Source organism: Tardiphaga sp. 172_B4_N1_3, assembly GCF_052076035.1.
Lineage (GTDB): Bacteria > Pseudomonadota > Alphaproteobacteria > Rhizobiales > Xanthobacteraceae > Tardiphaga > Tardiphaga robiniae.
Genome location: NZ_CP197238.1, coordinates 2,681,119 through 2,699,710, shown reverse-complemented (window position 1 = coordinate 2,699,710; position 18,592 = coordinate 2,681,119). Strand labels below are relative to the sequence as shown.

The following is an 18,592-nucleotide window of genomic DNA, read 5'->3' as shown; positions in this document are numbered from 1 at the left end:
ATCCCCCGAAGCCGCGGCGCGATGATGCCGCGGCTCCCCATGTCATGCAATCGCAATGCCGCTGAGGCGGGTTACGTTTTAGCCGCGTCCGACGAACGGCATCTTCGTCGCCATGACCGTCATGGTCAGCACATTGGCGTCGAGCGGCAGGCCGGCCATATAGGCGACAGCGTCGCCGACGGCTTTGGCGTCCATACGCGGCTCCTGCTTCGAGGTGCCGTCGGGTTGCAGCACGCCGGGGCCGTTGACCATGCGGTCGGTCATGGGGGTGGCGGCATTGCCGATATCGACTTGGCCGACGGCGATGTCATAGGCGCGGCCGTCGAGATTGCTGGCCTTGGTCAAGCCGGTGATGGCGTGTTTGGTCGACGTGTAGGCCGCGGAGAACGGGCGCGGCGCATGCGCCGAGATCGAGCCGTTATTGATGATGCGGCCGCCGCGGGGCGTTTGATCCTTCATGATGCGGAAGGCGTGCTGCGTGCACAGGAACGGCGCGGTGAGATTGGTGTTCACCACAGCCTGCCACTGTTCGAGGCCAAGGTCTTCGAACGGAATCGCGGGCGCGCCCATGCCGGCATTGTTGAACAGCACGTCGAGCCGGCCGAATTCCTGCATGATCCTGGCGAACAGCGTGGCGATGGAGGCGGGGTCGGCCATGTCGGCGCTCACGGGGAGGCTCTTGCCGCCATTGGCCGCGCCAAGCTTCTGGGTCTCTTGCAGCAGTTCGAGCCGGCGACCGGCGAGCACGACGGTGAAACCGGCATTCATCAGCGCGAGCGACGCGGCACGGCCGACGCCGGTGCCAGCCCCGGTCACGAGTGCGATTTTGTTGGTCATCTGTTTCGTCCCTGTTTTCTTTTTACGAGAGGTCTTTTTGAGTGAGGTCCCGGACCATGAAACGTGCGTTGTCGCCGTAGCTTTGCAGTTTCTGATCCAATTCGGAATCGCGCATGATGGTGAAATCGTGCCGTTGCCAAAAATGAACTGAATTGTTGACGGCAACAAGCGTCATGTTGGGCAGTTGCATCAGCCTGGCGCGTGCCGCCATCATATCGACGGCCACGGTCGCCGCGCCGGATCTGCGGGTTTCGGGCAGCAATGCGAGATCGTGAATGTAGAAGGTCGAGGGCGCTGCGGGCATTGTCAGCAGGCTGTTCAGCGACGGCGGCTCCCTGAATTGCCAGGGATGGCTGACGAGATAACCCTTGATCCCGTCCTGGGCCTCGAGCACGGCGCAACCGTTTGGATCGAGCGCCAGGCGGTTCGCGAACACGACCTCATCTTCGGGAAAATCGGGATGAACGGCATCGGCGATGGCGAGGACGGACGGCAGGTCTGCCTCCGTCATGATGCGCCATTTCATCGGAACTGCGGTCATTGCGGCCGCGCTCAATTGTCTTTCTTGTAGGGCGGGCGCGGAATGTTTTGATGGGCCGCGCGCAGTGCTGCCGACCAGCGCGAGCGCAGGTCGTGGAAATAGGGCTCGCCGGCTTCGATACGGTGATTGAGATCGGCGTCGCAGACATCGGTGCGCACCACCAGCACATCGATCGGCAGGCCGACGCCGATATTCGAGCGCATGGTCGAGTCCATCGAGATCAGGCCGGTCTTGAGCGCCTCATAGAGTTCGACGTCGTAATGCATTGCGCGGTCGAGCACCGGCTTGCCGTATTTGTGCTCTCCGATCTGCAGATAGGGCGTGTCCACCGTGCATTCGATGAAGTTGCCGGCCGGGTAGATCATGAACAGCCGCATCTTGGCGCCCTTGATCTGGCCGCCGAACAGGAACGAGACGTCGAAATTGATGTCCTCGGCCTCCAGCGCCTTGCCCTCGGTGGCGTTGACGTGCCGGATGGCGCGGCCGATGCGCTGCGCAGCCTGAAACATCGTGGGCGCGTTCAGCAGGGTCTCCAGCTCGCCGGTGGTCGGGTTCTCCAGCCCCTCGCTCAGGGTGGAGAGCACCGACTGGCTGATGGCCAGATTGCCCGCGGAGGCCACCGCCATGATGCGGTCGCCGGGCTGGTTGAAGATGTGCAGCTTGCGGAAGGTCGAGATGTTGTCGAGCCCGGCATTGGTGCGCGTGTCCGCGATCATCACCAGGCCGTCCTTGACGAGAATTCCGCAGCAATAGGTCATCGTCGGTCCCTTGGTCAGGGAAGCGTCTTACGCGGTGGGTATCGACCGGGCAACCTCGGAAAACCAGTTTGAGGTTGTTCAGGACTGGCTCTGCGACTGGCCGCGGCCATTGGCCTGATCGACCTTGACGGCGACGGTCAGGGTTTCCGTGCCGCCGCCATAGCGGGTGCCGCGGACGGGGGCTGCGCCGAGGTAATCCAGGCCGATGGCGACGCGGGCATGGGCGTCGGTGGTGCAGATGGCATTGGCGGGGTCGAAGCCGACCCAGCCGAGATCCGGCACATAGGCCTCGGCCCAGGCATGGCCGGCCTGCTGGTTGGTCTCGCCGTCGGCGCGCCAGAAATGGCCGGAGACGAAGCGGGCAGGAACGCCGGCCGACCGGGCACAGGCGATGAAGATATGCGCGTAATCCTGGCAGACGCCCCGCTTGCCGATGAAGGCCTCGCTGGCCGAAGTGCCGGTGCTGGTTGGATCGACGTCGAAGGTCATGTGCTCGTTGATGGCCATCATCAACGCGTGCAGGAAGCCGAGCACGTCAGTTTCCGCGCTTGGCGCAAGGTCCTTGGCGAAGGACTGCATCGCCGCGCTGGCGTCGGTCAGGTCGGTCTGGCGCAGGAAGAAGCTCGGCGGAAACCGCTCATCGGTGCCCTTCAGCACGCCCCCGGTGTCCTGGGTGTCGATCAGGCCTTCGACGGTGACCGTGAGGTCCGCGATGGGCCCGTGGGTCAGCACATGGGTGACATTGCCGAATGCATCCTCATGCAGATCGAGGCGCGAATCCGTGGAAACGTCGATCTGCCACTCGGCGACATACTGGCCGTCATGGCTGCCCGGGGTCATCCGCAGAATCTGGATCACGCCCGAAGCCGGCGGCTCGTAGCGATAGGTGGTCGAATGGGCGATACGCAGGCGCATGGCAACGTGTCCGAATCTGCAGATGAGCCGGGACGCTAGCTCAAATCAGGTATTGTTTGGCAATGATGTCGCCCAGACGGCTGTTATCTGCAATGAATTCCTGGATGAATTCATGCAACCCATGCTGGAAAATATCCTGCATGTTGCTGTGTTCGAGGCGGTTTCGGACGCCGCGGGCGTGGCGCTGCGCTGCGCCCTGACGGCCATAGGACACGCCGATCTGGTCGAGATTGCGGACGAGATTGCCGTAGCAGCTCGCCAGCGAGCGCGGCAGCGTGTCGTTGAGGATCAGCAGATCCGCGATCAGCCACGGCTTCAGCGTCTCGCGATAGACCCAGTGATAGGCCGTCAGCGCCGAGACCGAGCGCAGGATCGAAGTCCACTGATAGTAATCGAGCGGGCCGCCGACATGTTCATCCTCGGGCAGCAGCAGATGATATTTCACATCCAGAATGCGCGCAGTGTTGTCGGCGCGCTCCAGATGCAGCCCGAGCCGCGAGAACCAGTAGGCGTCGTTGCGCAGCATGGTGCGGTAGGCTGAGCCGTCGAAGCGCAGCGATGTCTCCTGCACAAAGCGCAAGAAATTCGCCAGCTGCTCGCGTGTCTTGGCACCGCCGCTCCAGGCGGATTGCAATTCCAGCCAAGCGCTGTTGATCGTGTCCCACATCTCGCCAGTCAGCGCGGTGCGGACCGAGCGCGAATTCAGCCGCGCCGCCTCGATGCAGTTGCGGATCGAGGAGGGATTGGCTGTCGAGAACGAGAGATATTCAACGACATTGGTCTCGTTGGCTTCCTCGTAGATCTCGTAAAAGGCCGCGCTGACGCCTGCGGTTAGTAGCGCCGAATCCCATTCGTTGGTCTGGCCGATATAGGTATTCGGCAGCGCGGTGACGCGCAGTGTCGCCTCGATCGTGCGCGCGAGATATTCGGCGCGTTCGACATAGCGGGCTAGCCAGTAAAGGTTCTCGGCGGTGCGCGACAGCATGCGGGGATGTTACTCTTTGAAAATTGGGTCGTCGGTCGAAGTCCGGTTGCCTATATCGAGAGTTATTCGTCCAGTATCCATGTATCCTTGGTGCCGCCGCCCTGGCTGGAATTCACCACCAGCGAGCCTTCCTTCAGCGCCACGCGGGTCAGGCCGCCTGCGACGATGGAGACGTTCTTGCTGCCGGTGAGCACGAAGGGGCGAAGATCGACGTGACGCGGCGCGAGGCCTGACTCGGTGCAGGTCGGGCAGGTCGACAGCGCCAGCGTCGGCTGGGCGATGAAGCCTTCCGGCTCGCGCTTCAGCTTGTCGCGGAACGCTTCGATGGTGGCCTTGGTCGCGGCAGGCCCGATCAGCATGCCGTAACCGCCGGAGCCGTGGACTTCCTTGACGACGAGTTCGCTTAAGTGATCGAGCACATAAGCAAGATCGCCCGCTTCGCGGCAGCGCCAGGTCGGCACATTCTTCAGGATCGGCTCTTCGCCGAGATAGAACTTCACCACTTCCGGCATGTAGCTGTAGATCGCCTTGTCATCGGCGATGCCGGTGCCGACTGCGTTGGCCAGCGTGACGTTGCCGGCCATATAGGCCGACATCAGGCCGGGGACGCCGAGCGCTGAATCCGGGCGGAAGGTGAGGGGATCGAGGAAATCGTCATCGACGCGGCGGTAGATCACGTCGACGCGTTTGAGGCCTTCGGTGGTGCGCATAAAGACTTCATCGTTCTTGACGATGAGGTCGCGGCCCTCGACCAGTTCGACGCCGAGCTTGTCGGCCAGGAACGAATGTTCGTAGTAGGCCGAGTTGTAGACGCCGGGCGTCATGAGCGCGACGGTTGGCTCCGTCGAGGCCGAGCGCGGTGCGACGGAGCGCAGGCAGGATAGCAATTCGTCCGGATACTTCTCGACCGGCGCGACGCGATGCCGCGCGAACAGGTCGGGGAACAGCCGCATCATGATCTCGCGGTTCTCCAGCATGTAGGAGACACCGGAAGGCGTGCGGGCATTGTCCTCGAGAACGAAGAATTCATCCGGATTGGTGCGGACAATATCGATCCCGGCGATGTGGACATAGACGTCGTGCGGGACGTCCTGGCCGTTCATCTCCGGACGGAACACCGGGTTCTGGAAGATCAGGTCATCGGGGATCAGGCCGGCGCGGAGAATTTCGCGGCCATGATAGATGTCCTTGAGGAACATGTTGATGGCGCGGGTGCGCTGCTTCAGGCCCTTTTCCAGCAGGGTCCATTCCTTGCCGGAAATGATCCGCGGAATGACGTCAAAGGGGATCAGCCGTTCGGTGGATTCGGAGTCGCCGTAAACCGCGAAGGTGATGCCGATCCGGCGGAACAGCAGCTCCGCTTCCTGGCGGCGATGCTCCAAAGCGTCCGGAGGCGTCTCCTTGAGCCAGCGGGAGAGTTCTTCATAGGCCGGGCGGAGTTCGCCTTGGGGCCCGTTCATTTCGTCGAACGCGACTGCCATGTACCCTGACTGTTGTTTCGAGGCCGTACGGAGATTGCACGACTGAAAGGGATGGTAGCAAGGGGCGGGCCAGCACGATATGCATTCAACAAGAGCAATTCGTATGAGATGCGTGTAAAGCTGCCTGAAAAAACGGCTGGACGCTGCTCGTTTCGGCAGCAAAACCCCGTGACATCAGGACTTTGCCTGCGCATGGTCCCGGGAATGGTGAGGAACGACAAATGACCGAGATTGTGACCGCGGGCATCCTGGTGATCGGCGACGAGATTCTGTCAGGTCGGACCAAGGACAAGAACATCGGATTCATTGCCGAGTATCTCACCAATATCGGTATCGATCTCAAGGAAGTCCGCGTCGTCTCCGATGATGAGCCGGACATCATCGCGGCACTCGATGCGCTGCGCAAACGTTACACCTACGTTTTTACCACTGGCGGCATCGGCCCCACCCACGATGACATTACAGCGGATGCGGTAGCCAAGGCGTTCGGCGTCAAGATCGATCATCATCCCGAAGTGGTCGCGCGCTTCCAGGAGCGTTTCGGCGCCGACCTGAACGAAGCTCGGCTGCGGATGGCACGCATCCCTGATGGCGCTGACCTGATCCAGAGCGCGACCATCCTGGCGCCCGGCTTCAAGATCGACAATGTGATCGTGATGGCCGGCGTGCCGACGATCATGCAGGCGATGATGGACATCGTGTCGCCGAAACTGAAATCTGGTTTGCGGATGCTATCCGATACGGTGAAGGCCAATGCGCGGGAGGGCGACGTCGGTGGTCCGCTGCGCGATATCGCGAAGGCGCATCCGGATACGATCATCGGCAGCTATCCGTTCATGGACGAACAGGGCAAGCCGAACACCAATCTGGTGGTGCGTTCGCGCGATCAGGATAAGCTCAATGCGGCAATGGAGGCCGTCAAGGCGATGTTGGCGACAATCAACGCGCCCAAGTGAAATTAAGAGTGAACTAACGAGTGGATCAACATAAGTCCGGCCGCCTGAGGGCGACCGATGTGAGGAGACGAACATGGCCGATCATCCGGAATTGAGTGCTGAGGAGCGCGCCGGCAAGGCATTCCCGGTGTCCTGGGATCAATTCCATCGCGATTGCCGCGCGCTGACCTGGCGGCTGAACAGCGCCGGTCCATTTCACGCGATCATCGCCATCACCCGCGGCGGGCTTGTGCCGGCAGCGATCGTGGCGCGCGAGCTCGGCGTCCGCGTCATCGATACGGTGTGCATCGCGAGCTATGAGCACAACAAGCGCGGTGAGTTGCAGGTACTGAAGGGGCTCTCGGCCGATGCGTTGAAACTCGGCGGCGGCGACGGCAAGGGCCTCTTGATCATCGACGACCTCGTCGATACCGGCAAGACGGCACGCATCGTCCGCGACATGCTGCCGAAAGCGCACTTTGCGACTGTCTATGCCAAGCCCATGGGCCGGCCGCTGGTGGATACGTACATCACCGAAGTGTCGCAGGACACATGGATATTCTTTCCATGGGATCTCGGCCTGTCGTTCCAGCCGCCGATGCGCGAAGGCGCAGGCTAGGGCACGAGCTCTTCAGCCGTCATTGCGAGGAGCACTTGCGACGAAGCAATCCAGTCTTGGCTTGTTGCTTCTGGATTGCTTCGCTGCGCTCGCAATGACGTGGAGAGGACAGGGATATGCCGCTGCAAAATCGTGTCACGCCGGCAGGCGATATTGTCGCGACACCGGAACGCGGAACGTTCACCGGCAATCGTGGCATCATCCATGATCCTTCGACCAAAACGCTCCTGAACAGGCGCTGGTCGAATCCGGCCTGGATCACTTGCGTCTGCGAGTTTCGCGGGCGTCGCCGCGATGTCATGGCGACACGCAGCTGGACCGAGCTGTTCTTCCTCGACGAGGCCACATCCTTCGCCGCCGGTCACCGCCCATGCTTCTATTGCCGCCGCGACGATGCCAACCGCTTTCGCGCGGCGTGGGAGGAGGGCAACGGCGTCACGCGTGTGCGGGCGACGGAGATCGATGGAGTGCTGCATCGTGAGCGGCTGGATAACAGGAAGAAGCGAGTGCATCCGCTGGATGGACCCGTCGAGGCATTGCCGGATGGGGCGATGGTGCAGGCGGGTGGTGAGAGCTATCTGATCGCGCAGGGGCGTGCGCTGCGATGGTCGTTTGCGGGCTATCGCGCGGCAGATGTCGAGCTCGTCGACGCGCATTTGCTGACGCCACCATCGACGCTGAATGCATTTCGCGCCGGCTATCGTCCGGTGCTGCATGTGAGTGCTGCCGCGGGAAACTAGAATTCGTCATGGCCGGGCTTGTCCCGGCCATCCACGTCTTTCCTTGTTTGGCGCTAAGACGTGGATGCCCGGCACAAGGCCGGGCATGACGGCGTTTGTTGCGGGGAACGGCTTACCCCAGCTTTTGCCTTGCGAGCTTCGCACCCGCACCCAGTGCGCGCAGCTTCGCTTCCGCGATATCGCGCTGCATCGGAGCCATGCCGCAATTGGTCGTCGGCACGATCTTGTCCTTCGGCACGTGCTTCATCACGGCCTCGATGGTGGCGACGACGTCTTCCGGCGTCTCGACCTCATCGCTGGCGACATCGATCACACCGGCCTGCACGATCTTGTTCTTGAGCAGTCCCAGTAATTCCAGCGGCACGCGCGAATTGCGGCATTCGATCGCGACCTGCTGGATCGGGCTGGCATCGATGGCCGGGAATATCTCTTCATACTGTCGCCACTCGCTGCCGAGGGTTTCCTTCCAGTCGGTATTGGCCTTGATGCCGTAGCCGTAGCAGATGTGAACGGCTGTCGCGCAAGTAAGGCCCTGCGCGGCGCGCTCGAGCGCCTTGACGCCCCAGTCGGCGGCTTCGTCCATGAAGACGTTGAAGGCCGGCTCGTCGAACTGGATCATGTCGACGCCGTCGGCTTGCAGCGCGAGCGCTTCCTGGTTCAGCAGTTCGGCGAAGGCAAAGGCCATCTTGACGCGGTCGCCGTAATAGCTGTCCGACAGGGTATCGATAATGGTCATTGGGCCGGGCAGCGTGAACTTGAACTTGTTCGTCGTATGCGCGCGGGCAGCCTGCGCCTCGAAGGCGTGCACGCGGCCCTTGAGCTGCAGCGGCGCGATCACCTGCGGCACCATCGCTTTGTAGCGGTCCTTGCGGATGCCCATCTCGACCTTGTGGGCGAAGTCGATGCCGTCGATCTTTTCCAGAAAGCCATGGACGAAATGCTGCCGCGCCTGCTCGCCTTCGGTGACGATGTCGACGCCGGCATCTTCCTGCACTTTCACCGCCAGCAGCGTCGCGTCGCGCTTGGCGCGCAGCAGTTCGTCGCCGGAGGAGCGCCAGGTTGGCCACAGCTTGTTCGGCTCGGCGAGCCATTCGGGCTTCGGCAGCGAGCCGGCGATGGTGGTTGGAAACAGCATTTGTTCGCTCCCCGGAAATTGTGTTTTGCGGAGGCCTATCTGCCACGTTCCTGACCCTCCGTATATGGGATTGGCGCATCCATAAGGGAGGGCTAGGATCGCCCAAAACGTATCGAGGACGCCGGGAAAATTACATGATCGACCTGCATTACGCACCGACGCCGAACGGCTGGAAAATCTCGATCATGCTGGAGGAATGCGGGCTGCCCTATACGGTGGTTCCGATGCAACTCGGTCGCGGCGACCAGCACCAGCCGGAATTTTTGAAACTCAGCCCCAACGGTCGCATGCCGGCCATCGTCGATCATGCACCTCCCGATGGCGGCGCGCCGGTGTCGATCTTCGAGAGCGGCGCAATCCTGATCTATCTCGCCGAGAAATCCGGCCGGTTCATGCCGACCGAGATACGCAAGCGTTTCGACGTCATGCAATGGCTGATGTGGCAGATGGGTGGGCTCGGCCCCATGCTCGGCCAGAACGGACATTTCCTGCTCTATGCGCCCGAGAAGATTCCCTATGCGATGGATCGCTATACCCGCGAAGCCAAGCGCCTGTACGGCGTACTCGATGCGCATCTCGGGGAAGACCACGATTACATCGCCGGCGACTACTCCATCGCCGATATGGCGTGCTTTCCGTGGATCATGACCCATAAGGCGCAGGGCCTGACGCTGGATGATTTCCCGAACGTGAAGCGCTGGTTTGCGCTGGTCCGCGCGCGGCCGCAGGTACAGGCGGGGCTTGCCGTCGGTAAGCAGGAAAAGAAGCCGATGGATGAGCAGGCGAGGAAGATCATGTTCGGTGTCGATGCGCCGGCGCATGCGCAGGCGCAGCAATAGAGCTCGTCATTCCGGGGCGCGCGCATGACGAAGAAAATAATAACAAAACGAGGAAACACCCATGATCGAATTCTTCTTCGACTGTTCCAGCCCCTGGACCTATCTCGCCTTCCACAACATCCAGCCACTGGCGAAGGAATTCGGCGAGGAAATCTCGTGGCGGCCCATTCTGGTCGGAGGCATCTTCAATTCGATCAATCCCAGCGTCTATGAATCGCGCAAGACGCCGGTGCCGGCCAAGGCGCGCTACATGAAGAAGGACCTTGGCGACTGGGCGCGCTCGGCGGGCTTGGCGATCAAGATGCCGCCGACGGTGTTTCCAGTGAACAGCGTCAAGGCGATGCGCGGCTGCATCTGGCTTGGAAACGATGCGATGGTGCCGTTCGCGCGCGCGGTGTTCGAAGCCTATTGGGGCGACGACAAGGATATCTCCAGGGATGACGTCCTGACCGAGATCTGCACGCGCACCGGCATCGATCCCGCGAAATTCTTCGCGGGCATCGGCGATCAGGCGATCAAGGACCAGCTCAAGGTCAACACTGATGATGTGATCGCACGGGGCGGCTTCGGCTCGCCGACCATCTATCTCGACAAGACCGACATGTATTTCGGCAATGACCGCCTGCCGCTGATCCGCGAGGCGCTGCAGCGTCGCCACGTTGGCGCTGGAAGCGCCGAGAGCGCAGCCTGATGCCGAAAGCGATTGTCTGCCGTGAGCTCGGAGCGCCGGAAGGCCTGCGCCTCGAACAATTCGAGTCAAAGGCGCTAAAGCCGGGGCAGGTCCGCGTTGGCGTGCGCGCTGCCGGAATCAATTTTCCGGATATCCTGATGGCGGCCGGCGAATATCAGCTCAAACCGGAGCTGCCGTTCACGCCGGGTATGGAAGCGGCGGGCGACGTCAGCGAAATCGCCAGCGATTTGCCCGGCATCGCGGTCGGGGATCGCGTCATCGTCAAGCTGCGTCATGGCGGCTATGCGGACGAAGTCGTGGTAACGCCGGCACAACTCACTCCACTGCCGTCGACATTCGACTACGCGGAAGGGGCGACGTTTCTTGCCGCCCACGGCACCGCGCATCACGCGCTGGTCGATCGCGGCCAGATCAAGCCGGGCGAAGTGCTGCTGGTGCATGGTGCCGGCGGCGGCGTGGGGTTGGCAGCGGTGGAGATTGGCAAGCTGCTGGGCGCCACCGTGATCGCTGCCGCGTCGTCAGAAGAGAAGCTCGTAGTGGCGCGTGAGCGCGGCGCGGATCACGGCGTGCTGTATGGCGCCGGACCGTTCAGGGATGTCGTCAAACGTCTCACGGACGGCAAGGGCGTCGATGTCGTGTTCGATCCGGTCGGCGGCGAGATATTCGAGCAGAGCCTGCGCTGCATCAATTGGGGCGCCCGCCTGCTGGTGATCGGCTTCACCGGCGGTATCGGCGTGGCGAAAACCAATCTCGTGCTCATCAAAGGCGCCAGCGTGCTCGGCGTCCGCGCCGGCGAGGCGGCGCGGCGCGATCCGAAGATCGGCGAAGCCCGCATCGCGCAGCTCCTCGCATGGGCGGAGGCAGGAAAGATCAGGCCAAATGTTTCGCATCGCCTGCCGCTGGCGGATGTCGCGGCTGCGATGCGGCTGCTAACGGAGCGCAGGGCGATCGGGCGTGTGGCGCTGACCATGGGCTGAGCGCTCAGCGCCGAAACTGGCCGTCCTTCAGGAAGGCGGTAGTCTGCATGATTGCTTCCCTGTTCCGGATCATCATCGCATGTGACGCGTGGATGACGAGGTGGTCGGTCATGCCTTCAAGTTTTGTGCGCGCGACGGTGACACGACCATCATTCGGGCCACGCAACATCAAGCGCGAAGCGATCGGATCGAGCGTGCGATCGCCGGCGATGATGCCGACCGGATAGTCAACTGGAGGAAGCATCGCCTCAGTTACGTCATCCCGCATCGTAACGAGTTGCTGCCCCGCCGGGCCGAAATACTGGCGATACGGCAGCCAGTTCTTGAACAGATCGGCGATTTCGCTGCCGCCATTCGGCGTACCCAGCATCACCACGCGGCCCAGACGTGATGGACGGTGGCGCGCCAGATAGACACGCGCCAGCAGGCCCCCCATCGAATGGCAGACGAAATGCGTGCAGCCTTCGTTGGCTTCGGCAAACGGCGCGATGGCGGGATGGATGTCATCGGCCAGTGCAGACAGCGTCTTGCGCCGGCTGGGATAGCCAATGTTCCGCGTGGCGAATCCTGCAGCTTCGACCGCCTGCTGCATCTTGATGAAAGATCGGAACGACCGGCTGATGCCGTGCAGGAAAATGACGCCCTCGCGTGGACGACAGGAGGGCGTCGAATTCATTCGTGATCCTACTTGTAGCCGCGCTCGTCCCACCACGGGAAATAGCTCGGCATATCCGTGCTGACCTTGTTCTTGAACTCGGCCGGGCGCTTTTCGAGAAAGGCCACGACGCCTTCCTTGACGTCCTCGGAGCGACCGCGCGCATAGATGCCGCGGCTGTCGATCTTGTGCGCTTCCATCGGATCGTCCGCGCCCATCATGCGCCACATCATCTGGCGGATCAGCGCGACGGAGACCGGCGCCGTCTTGTCGATGAAGGTCCTGGCCAGCGCGCGTGCGGTTGGCAGCAGATCGTCGGGCGGCACGACCTTGCTGACGAGGCGGCCGGCGAGGGCCTCCTGTGCCGGGAACACGCGACCGGAGTAGCACCATTCCAGCGCCTGCGAGATGCCGACGAGGCGCGGCAGGAACCAGCTCGACGCGGCTTCCGGCACGATGCCGCGTTGGGAGAACACGAAGCCGAAGCGTGCGGCTTCAGACGCGATGCGGATGTCCATCGCGAGCTGCATGGTGGCACCGATGCCAACGGCCGGGCCGTTCACCGCGGCGATGACCGGCTTGAGGCATTTGAAGATGCGCAGTGTCACCTGACCGCCGCCGTCGCGCACCATAGGATCGCTGTAATCGACATCGCCGCTGGCGAGACGCCTCACCGGGCCGCGCCGCGCGTCGCGATCGAAGGTGTCGGCGCCCGAGGAGAGATCCGCACCCGCGCAGAAGCCACGTCCGGCACCGGTCACGATGATCGCGCGCACATTGTCGTCCGCATCGGCTTTGTCGAAGGCGTCGATCAGCTCGGCCTGCATGGTGGCGTTATAGGCGTTGAGCTTTTCAGGGCGGTTCAGCGTGATGGTGAGAATCTGCTCGTCGACGCTGTAGAGGATGGTCTCATAGGCCATGATGGTTTCTTCCCTGTTTTTATTTTGGTTCACTGGTCATTCCGGGGTGCGCTACTTGGCGCGAACCCGGAATCCCGACGTGTTTTCATTACTACTGGATTCCGGGTTCGCGCGCGAAGACGCGCGCGCCCCGGAATGACGTGCTAGGTGCAGGATTGTAGGATGGGTAGGGCCCTTGCGAAACCCATCCTTCGCACACAAGCGTGACGGGTTTCGCTGCTCTCAACCCATCCTGCGGAATTATGCCGACAGCGTTGGCTGCCGCTTCTTACGCCGGCAGCCGGGTTTCGACGATGCGGGCGAACATGCTGGCGCCGATGGGCAGGATCTTGTCGTCGAGATAGTAGCCGGGATTGTGCACCGGCACCGAGCCTTCTTGGCCGACCCAGAAATAGGCGCCGGGCACGGCATGCAGCATGTCGGCGAAATCTTCGGAGCCCATTTTCGGCTTCGCGCGGGTGATCACATTGGCGTCGCCGACGATCGTGCGTGCAACGTCCTCGACGGCCTTGGAATGCTCTTCCTGATTGACCAGCACGCTGAAGCCGTCGCGGATATCGACCTTGATCTCGCAATCGAATGCCGTCGCCATGCCGGCAGCGAGCGCATGCATCCGCTCGCGGATCTGCATCCGGACCTTCTCGGAGAAACAGCGCACGGTGCCGCAGAGCTTCGCATCATCCGGGATGACGTTATAGGCCGAGCCGGAATGGATCTGGGTGATCGACAGCACCGCGGATTCGAACGGATTGACGTTGCGGCTGACGATCGACTGCATCGCCTGACCGAGCGACATCGCGATCACGACAGGATCCTTGGAGCGCTCCGGCATCGCGCCATGCGCGCCGTAGCCCCGGATGGTGATGTCGAAGAAATCAGCGGCGGCCATTGCAGGGCCCGGGAAGATGCCGACTTCGCCGTGATTCATGTCCGGTGCATTGTGCAGACCATAGATTTCATCGCAGGGAAACTGCTTGAACAGACCGTCCTTGATCATCGCGCGCGCACCGCCGAGGCCTTCTTCGGCGGGCTGGAAGATGAAATGCACGGTGCCGTCGAAATTGCGGGTCTCGGCGAGATAGCGAGCGGTGCCGAGCAGCATGGTGGTGTGGCCATCATGACCGCAGCCGTGAAAACGGCCCGGAATGGTGGAGCGCCAGGCGAGATTGGTGTTTTCTTCCATCGGCAGCGCGTCCATGTCGGCGCGCAGGCCGATGCGCTTGGTGCCCGAGCCTTTGCCCTTCAGCACGCCGACGACGCCGGTACCCCCTAAGCCGCGATGCACTTCGACACCCCAGGAGGTCAGCTTGTCGGCGACGATGCCGGAGGTGCGGACTTCCTCGAAGCCGATTTCCGGATGCGCGTGCAGGTCGCGGCGGATGGCGGTGAGTTCGTCGGCGAAGGCGTCGATACGTTCGAGTGTGGGCATGGGTCTATCCGTTCACGGCACGAGGGCAGGTGATGAGGTCTGGGGCGTAAATGGTTCGCCATTCGGCTTCAGCCGGATGCCCGGGCGCAAATGCTTCCAGGGCAGCACGGACGTATCCGCCGGCATCGCGCCGGGCGCGGCGCAGATCAGCAGCTTGCCGGCGATCGGCTCGAAGTCGGCGCGGAAATGCACCGAGCTCTTGTTGACGAGAATGTTCTGCTCAGTCGGCTCGATACCGACATAGCGATACATCGACTGGTCGGCGAGCTGGGCCTTGTGCGAGGAGATGACGACGCGGACGTCGTCGATACGCAGACAGGCCGAGAGGCCCATATCCATGTCGCGACCGCCATAATAGGGGCCGTTGGCGACGAACTTGCCGTCCGACAGTTTCTCGACCACGAACGTGTTCTCGTAAGGCGCATCGCCGGGGATGCCCGACTTGCCGCCGATGGAGAGTTTGACCGTAGCGCCTTCGCCGGCCTGATGGGCAGCCTTCGCTGCAGCGGGATCGTAGATCACGCCATGGGCGGCCTTGATCGCCTTGTTCTCCACCAGCGCGCGCAGCATGCCGGTGGTGTCGCTGTCGCCGCCGGCGCCGGGATTGTCCTGGGTGTCGGCGATAACGACCGGCTTGGTGAGGGTCTTCGCCAGCTCCATGGCATGCAGCACGCCTTCGTCCGGCCTGTAGATCTTGCCGTCGAAATCATCCTCGTGGCCCATCACCAGCTTGACGATGGTGTCCGCTGCAGCGTCGGCATCAGCCTGCGTCACGCCATAGGCGAACACGCTCGGGCAGCAATGCGGGAAATCGGCGGCAGGAAAGCCCGGGCAGAACGACAGCGTGGGGATCTGGTCATGTTCGAGCGCGGCCAGCTTCAGATAGATGCTCTTCGTCGGCTCGTCATTGGTGCATTGCCAGCTGATCGGAATCAGGAACGGCAACTGGCGGAATGCCTTGGCGAAGCGATTGCCGGCCAGCAGCAAGTCCATGTGGCGTGCGCAGGCGCGGCCGGTGTCGGCCATGTCCACATGGGGATAGGTGCGATAGGCGATCAGCGCGTCGGTATATTCGACCGTTTCCGGCGAGATATTGCCGTGCAGATCGAGGCTGACCACGAACGGAATATCCGGCCCGATCACCTCGCGTACGCGCCGCGCGATTTCGCCTTCGCCGTCGTCGAGATGTTCGGTGACCATGGCGCCGTGCAAATCGAGATAGACGGCGTCCAGCGGTAGCGCCGCTTTGATGCCGTCGATCATCTCGCCAACGATGCGCTCGAACGCGTCCCTGGTGACATGCGCCGAAGGGCTCGCGCCGCAGGCGATGGTCGGGATCAGTTCCCAGCCGCGTGTCTCGGCTTCCTCGATAAAGCCGGCGAGGCCGACATTGATGCCACGCATCACCTTGAGGACGTCGGCGCCATGCGTCATCGACGGCCAGCCGCCGCCGTGCACAAAGGCCTCATAGGTCGCCTTGGTCGGCGCAAACGTGTTCGTCTCGTGCAGAAAGCCGCCGACAGCGATACGGGTCATTCAGAATCCAGGGTCAGTTTCGGTATGGGCTCAGGCCGCCGGCACGGTGGTGCTGCCATCGACCGCGCGGAAGTTGGCGAAATCCCATCCTCGTCCGGGCGCCGCGTCAAGCAGCTGGCGCGTATAGGGCTGTTGCGGATTTGCGAGGACTTCCGCTGCCGGGCCCTGTTCCACCACCCGGCCATGCTGCATCACGGCAACATCATCGCAAATCTGGGCGGCGACGCGCAGATCGTGGGTGATGAACAGGATGGCGATGCCGAGCCGGGTCTGGATGTCATCGAGCAGCCGCAGCACCTGGGCCTGCACTGAGACGTCGAGGGCCGAGACGGCTTCGTCGGCCACCAGAACTTCCGGATCGAGGGCAAGCGCGCGCGCAATGGCGATGCGCTGGCGCTGGCCGCCGGAGAACTGGTGCGGATAGCGCGACACTGCGTCAGGTGGAAGACCGACCAGTTCGAGCAGTTCACGCGCCCTGGCCATTGCCACCGAATGTTTGGTGCCGAAATTGATCGGACCTTCGCAAATGGACTCGCCGATGGTGATGCGCGGATTGAGCGAACGATAGGGGTCCTGGAAGACGATCTGTATCTTCTTGCGGTGCGGCTGCAACGCGTGACGCGACAGGTCGGAGATTTCGCGTCCGGCGAGACGGATGCCGCCCGAGGTTGGATCGATCAGTCGGACGATACAGCGCGCCACGGTCGATTTGCCGGAGCCGCTTTCGCCGACGATGCCGAGCGTGCGGCCCTTGCGCAGTGTCAGCGTGACGTCCTGGGCTGCGTGGACCTCGCGTGGTTTCCCGAACATGGAACGCTCGCGATAGACCTTGCCGAGCTCATTCGCTTCGAGCACGACCGGATTGAAGCCCACTTCCTCGCGGGCCGCGCGGGGAATGAGGCTCGGCACCGACGACAGCAGGTTACGGGTATAGTCCTGCGTGGGCGCGCTCAGAATATCCTTCAATGCTCCGGTTTCCACCAGCCGTCCATGACGCATCACGGCGACGCGGTCGGCGATGTCGGCCACCACGCCCATGTCGTGAGTGATGAACAGCACGGCGGTGCCGTGATCCTTCTGAAGGTCGCGCATCAGCTTGAGAATCTGCGCCTGGGTGGTGACGTCGAGCGCTGTCGTTGGCTCATCGGCGATCAGCAGTTTTGGCTCCAGCACGAGCGCCATGGCGATCATGATGCGCTGGCGCTGGCCGCCCGACAGGCGGTGCGGATAGGACGCGAAGATGCGCTTCACATCGGGAAGCCGCACTTGCTCCATCATGTCGAGAATGCGCGCACGGCGGGCGCTGGCGCCGAGACTGGTGTGGGTGCGTAGTACTTCGTCGATCTGCTTGCCAACGGGGACGACCGGATTGAGCGCCGTCATCGGCTCCTGGAAGATCATCGCCATGGTGGTGGCGCGGAGCTCGCGCAGCCGCCGGTCGCTGGCCTGCAGCACATCTTCGCCGACCAATTTAATGCTGCCGCCGATGGCTTTGAGTGAATCTCGCGGCAGCAGGCCCATGGTGGAGAGCGAGGTCACCGACTTGCCGGAACCACTTTCGCCGACCACGCAGAGCGTTTCGCCCTGGCGCACCTGGAGAGAAATGCCGTCGATGATCTTCTTGCCGGTGCCGCTCTTGCCGACGCCGACGACGAGGTTTTCAATTTCCAGTGCGATGGGGCGGGTATTCACGGTGGGGTTCACTAGTTCACTCACTTGCCGGCCTCACGCTGTTTCATGCGGGGATCGAGCGCATCGCGGGCAGCGTCGCCGATCAGATTGACGGAGAGGATGGCAATCGAGAGCAGTAATCCCGGCCAGAAGATCAGCGATGGCTTGACCTGGAAGAAGGCGCGACCCTCGGCCATGATATTCCCCCAGGTCGGGGTTTCCGGGCTGATGCCGGCGCCGAGGAACGACAGGATCGCCTCGGTGAGAATGGCGGATGCGGCGATGAAGGTGCCCTGGACGATCAGCGGCGCCACCGTGTTGGGCATCAGATGCTTCAACATGATCTTCGGCATGCTGGAGCCGAGCGAGATCGCCGCCTCCACATAGGGCTCCTCACGCGCCGACAGCACCACGGAACGCACCAGTCGCGCGACACGGGGGATTTCCGGAATAGTGATCGCAATCAGCACCGTCGTCAGAGTGGCGCCTGACAGCGACACGACGGCGATGGCCAGCAGCACGCCGGGCATTGCCATCAGGCCGTCCATGACACGCATCATCACAGCGTCGGCCAATTTGAAAAAGCCCGAGAACAGGCCGATGAACAGGCCGATGACAATACTGGTGACGGCGGCGCCGAGGCCGATCAGCAGCGAGATGCGACCGCCATAGAGGATGCGCGCCAGCACGTCGCGGCCGTAAGCGTCGGTGCCGAGCAGATATTCCGAACTGGCCGGCTTCAGCCGCAAGGCGGGTGCCAGCAATTGCGGATCGTGCGACGTCAGCCACGGTGCGAAGATCGCCGACAGGATCACCAGCGTCAGGCAAATCGTCGCCAAGGCGATAATCGGCGTCGCGGTGAGAAAGCCGAGCGACGGACCGCTGCGGGAGGGGAGGGCCGGGTTGGGAAGGGATTCGATCGCCATCA

The 18,592-nt window shown here is 62.5% G+C and carries 19 protein-coding genes; 6 read left to right on the top strand and 13 right to left on the bottom strand.

All coding sequences use genetic code 11. The annotated features are described in order from the left end of the window. Positions 1–78: 78 nt before the first annotated feature. The 6 genes from AB7783_RS12865 to AB7783_RS12840 all read right to left on the bottom strand — a co-directional run bounded on the left by AB7783_RS12865 (position 79) and on the right by AB7783_RS12840 (position 5,517). Complete coding sequence (locus AB7783_RS12865; protein ID WP_441277841.1) at positions 79–837, bottom strand: SDR family oxidoreductase; 759 nt, start codon at positions 835–837, stop codon at positions 79–81. Between the two features lie 22 nt (positions 838–859). Continuing rightward, on the bottom strand, positions 860–1,378 hold the full coding sequence (locus AB7783_RS12860; RefSeq protein ID WP_320444838.1) for a GNAT family N-acetyltransferase: 519 nt from the start codon (positions 1,376–1,378) through the stop codon (positions 860–862). 11 nt (positions 1,379–1,389) lie between these two features. Beyond that, entirely contained in the window at positions 1,390–2,136 is a 747-nt protein-coding gene (locus AB7783_RS12855; protein ID WP_093756417.1) for a proteasome-type protease, read from the bottom strand. A gap of 78 nt (positions 2,137–2,214) precedes the next feature. Next, the gene (locus AB7783_RS12850; protein ID WP_441277840.1) at positions 2,215–3,051 is read right to left on the bottom strand and encodes a transglutaminase family protein; all 837 of its coding nucleotides are present in this window, start codon (positions 3,049–3,051) and stop codon (positions 2,215–2,217) included. A gap of 40 nt (positions 3,052–3,091) precedes the next feature. Continuing rightward, entirely contained in the window at positions 3,092–4,036 is a 945-nt protein-coding gene (locus tag AB7783_RS12845; RefSeq protein ID WP_068736110.1) for an alpha-E domain-containing protein, read from the bottom strand. Between the two features lie 62 nt (positions 4,037–4,098). Then, positions 4,099–5,517 carry a circularly permuted type 2 ATP-grasp protein gene (locus tag AB7783_RS12840; RefSeq protein ID WP_093756415.1) on the bottom strand — a complete coding sequence of 473 codons (1,419 nt, stop codon included), beginning with the start codon at positions 5,515–5,517 and terminating at the stop codon, positions 4,099–4,101. A gap of 221 nt (positions 5,518–5,738) precedes the next feature. On the opposite strand from AB7783_RS12840, the gene AB7783_RS12835 reads away from it, so the two are divergent. From AB7783_RS12835 to AB7783_RS12825, 3 genes are all read left to right on the top strand, one after another. Further along, positions 5,739–6,473 (top strand): competence/damage-inducible protein A, encoded by a 735-nt coding sequence (locus AB7783_RS12835; protein ID WP_309948719.1) that lies wholly within the window; start codon positions 5,739–5,741, stop codon positions 6,471–6,473. A gap of 73 nt (positions 6,474–6,546) precedes the next feature. Then, entirely contained in the window at positions 6,547–7,071 is a 525-nt protein-coding gene (gpt, locus tag AB7783_RS12830; protein WP_068736116.1) for a xanthine phosphoribosyltransferase, read from the top strand. A 116-nt stretch (positions 7,072–7,187) separates the two neighbouring features. Beyond that, positions 7,188–7,811, top strand: coding sequence for a hypothetical protein (locus tag AB7783_RS12825; RefSeq protein WP_441277839.1), 624 nt, complete (start codon positions 7,188–7,190; stop codon positions 7,809–7,811). A gap of 112 nt (positions 7,812–7,923) precedes the next feature. On the opposite strand, the gene AB7783_RS12820 is transcribed toward AB7783_RS12825, so the two are convergent. Further along, positions 7,924–8,946, bottom strand: coding sequence for a methionine synthase (locus AB7783_RS12820; protein WP_441277838.1), 1,023 nt, complete (start codon positions 8,944–8,946; stop codon positions 7,924–7,926). Between the two features lie 134 nt (positions 8,947–9,080). On the opposite strand from AB7783_RS12820, the gene AB7783_RS12815 reads away from it, so the two are divergent. The 3 genes from AB7783_RS12815 (at position 9,081) to AB7783_RS12805 (ending at position 11,453) form a co-directional block, all read left to right on the top strand. After that, on the top strand, positions 9,081–9,785 hold the full coding sequence (locus AB7783_RS12815) for a glutathione S-transferase N-terminal domain-containing protein (protein ID WP_441277837.1): 705 nt from the start codon (positions 9,081–9,083) through the stop codon (positions 9,783–9,785). 61 nt (positions 9,786–9,846) lie between these two features. Next, positions 9,847–10,476: a 2-hydroxychromene-2-carboxylate isomerase gene (locus tag AB7783_RS12810; RefSeq protein ID WP_441277836.1), complete on the top strand. Its 630-nt coding sequence runs from the start codon at positions 9,847–9,849 to the stop codon at positions 10,474–10,476. Continuing rightward, positions 10,476–11,453, top strand: coding sequence for an NADPH:quinone oxidoreductase family protein (locus AB7783_RS12805; RefSeq protein WP_441277835.1), 978 nt, complete (start codon positions 10,476–10,478; stop codon positions 11,451–11,453). The genes AB7783_RS12810 and AB7783_RS12805 overlap by 1 nt, the downstream gene beginning before the upstream one ends. A 4-nt stretch (positions 11,454–11,457) precedes the next feature. On the opposite strand, the gene AB7783_RS12800 is transcribed toward AB7783_RS12805, so the two are convergent. From AB7783_RS12800 to AB7783_RS12775, 6 genes are all read right to left on the bottom strand, one after another. Next, entirely contained in the window at positions 11,458–12,129 is a 672-nt protein-coding gene (locus AB7783_RS12800; RefSeq protein ID WP_441277834.1) for an esterase/lipase family protein, read from the bottom strand. Between the two features lie 8 nt (positions 12,130–12,137). Next, entirely contained in the window at positions 12,138–13,028 is an 891-nt protein-coding gene (locus AB7783_RS12795; RefSeq protein WP_439064653.1) for a crotonase/enoyl-CoA hydratase family protein, read from the bottom strand. A 268-nt stretch (positions 13,029–13,296) separates the two neighbouring features. After that, positions 13,297–14,457 (bottom strand): M20 aminoacylase family protein, encoded by a 1,161-nt coding sequence (locus tag AB7783_RS12790; protein ID WP_089264945.1) that lies wholly within the window; start codon positions 14,455–14,457, stop codon positions 13,297–13,299. Positions 14,458–14,469: 12 nt separating this feature from the next. Next, positions 14,470–15,993: a M81 family metallopeptidase gene (locus AB7783_RS12785; RefSeq protein WP_441277833.1), complete on the bottom strand. Its 1,524-nt coding sequence runs from the start codon at positions 15,991–15,993 to the stop codon at positions 14,470–14,472. A gap of 30 nt (positions 15,994–16,023) precedes the next feature. Then, positions 16,024–17,709: an ABC transporter ATP-binding protein gene (locus AB7783_RS12780; protein WP_374725734.1), complete on the bottom strand. Its 1,686-nt coding sequence runs from the start codon at positions 17,707–17,709 to the stop codon at positions 16,024–16,026. Beyond that, positions 17,706–18,590 carry an ABC transporter permease gene (locus AB7783_RS12775; protein ID WP_089264943.1) on the bottom strand — a complete coding sequence of 295 codons (885 nt, stop codon included), beginning with the start codon at positions 18,588–18,590 and terminating at the stop codon, positions 17,706–17,708. The genes AB7783_RS12780 and AB7783_RS12775 overlap by 4 nt, the downstream gene beginning before the upstream one ends. Between the last annotated feature and the right edge of the window lie 2 nt (positions 18,591–18,592).

Excerpts from the sequence above, each read along its gene's own strand:
- AB7783_RS12860 (WP_320444838.1), bottom strand. The coding sequence starts at position 1,378 with ATGACCGCAGTTCCGATGAAATGGCGCATCATGACGGAGGCAGACCTG.
- AB7783_RS12795 (WP_439064653.1), bottom strand. The coding sequence starts at position 13,028 with ATGGCCTATGAGACCATCCTCTACAGCGTCGACGAGCAGATTCTCACC.
- AB7783_RS12865 (WP_441277841.1), bottom strand. The coding sequence starts at position 837 with ATGACCAACAAAATCGCACTCGTGACCGGGGCTGGCACCGGCGTCGGC.
- AB7783_RS12825 (WP_441277839.1), top strand. The coding sequence starts at position 7,188 with ATGCCGCTGCAAAATCGTGTCACGCCGGCAGGCGATATTGTCGCGACA.
- gpt (WP_068736116.1), top strand. The coding sequence starts at position 6,547 with ATGGCCGATCATCCGGAATTGAGTGCTGAGGAGCGCGCCGGCAAGGCA.
- AB7783_RS12790 (WP_089264945.1), bottom strand. The coding sequence starts at position 14,457 with ATGCCCACACTCGAACGTATCGACGCCTTCGCCGACGAACTCACCGCC.
- AB7783_RS12815 (WP_441277837.1), top strand. The coding sequence starts at position 9,081 with ATGATCGACCTGCATTACGCACCGACGCCGAACGGCTGGAAAATCTCG.
- AB7783_RS12845 (WP_068736110.1), bottom strand. The coding sequence starts at position 4,036 with ATGCTGTCGCGCACCGCCGAGAACCTTTACTGGCTAGCCCGCTATGTC.
- AB7783_RS12785 (WP_441277833.1), bottom strand. The coding sequence starts at position 15,993 with ATGACCCGTATCGCTGTCGGCGGCTTTCTGCACGAGACGAACACGTTT.
- AB7783_RS12810 (WP_441277836.1), top strand. The coding sequence starts at position 9,847 with ATGATCGAATTCTTCTTCGACTGTTCCAGCCCCTGGACCTATCTCGCC.
- AB7783_RS12800 (WP_441277834.1), bottom strand. The coding sequence starts at position 12,129 with ATGAATTCGACGCCCTCCTGTCGTCCACGCGAGGGCGTCATTTTCCTG.
- AB7783_RS12835 (WP_309948719.1), top strand. The coding sequence starts at position 5,739 with ATGACCGAGATTGTGACCGCGGGCATCCTGGTGATCGGCGACGAGATT.
- AB7783_RS12775 (WP_089264943.1), bottom strand. The coding sequence starts at position 18,590 with ATGGCGATCGAATCCCTTCCCAACCCGGCCCTCCCCTCCCGCAGCGGT.
- AB7783_RS12850 (WP_441277840.1), bottom strand. The coding sequence starts at position 3,051 with ATGCGCCTGCGTATCGCCCATTCGACCACCTATCGCTACGAGCCGCCG.
- AB7783_RS12820 (WP_441277838.1), bottom strand. The coding sequence starts at position 8,946 with ATGCTGTTTCCAACCACCATCGCCGGCTCGCTGCCGAAGCCCGAATGG.
- AB7783_RS12805 (WP_441277835.1), top strand. The coding sequence starts at position 10,476 with ATGCCGAAAGCGATTGTCTGCCGTGAGCTCGGAGCGCCGGAAGGCCTG.
- AB7783_RS12855 (WP_093756417.1), bottom strand. The coding sequence starts at position 2,136 with ATGACCTATTGCTGCGGAATTCTCGTCAAGGACGGCCTGGTGATGATC.
- AB7783_RS12840 (WP_093756415.1), bottom strand. The coding sequence starts at position 5,517 with ATGGCAGTCGCGTTCGACGAAATGAACGGGCCCCAAGGCGAACTCCGC.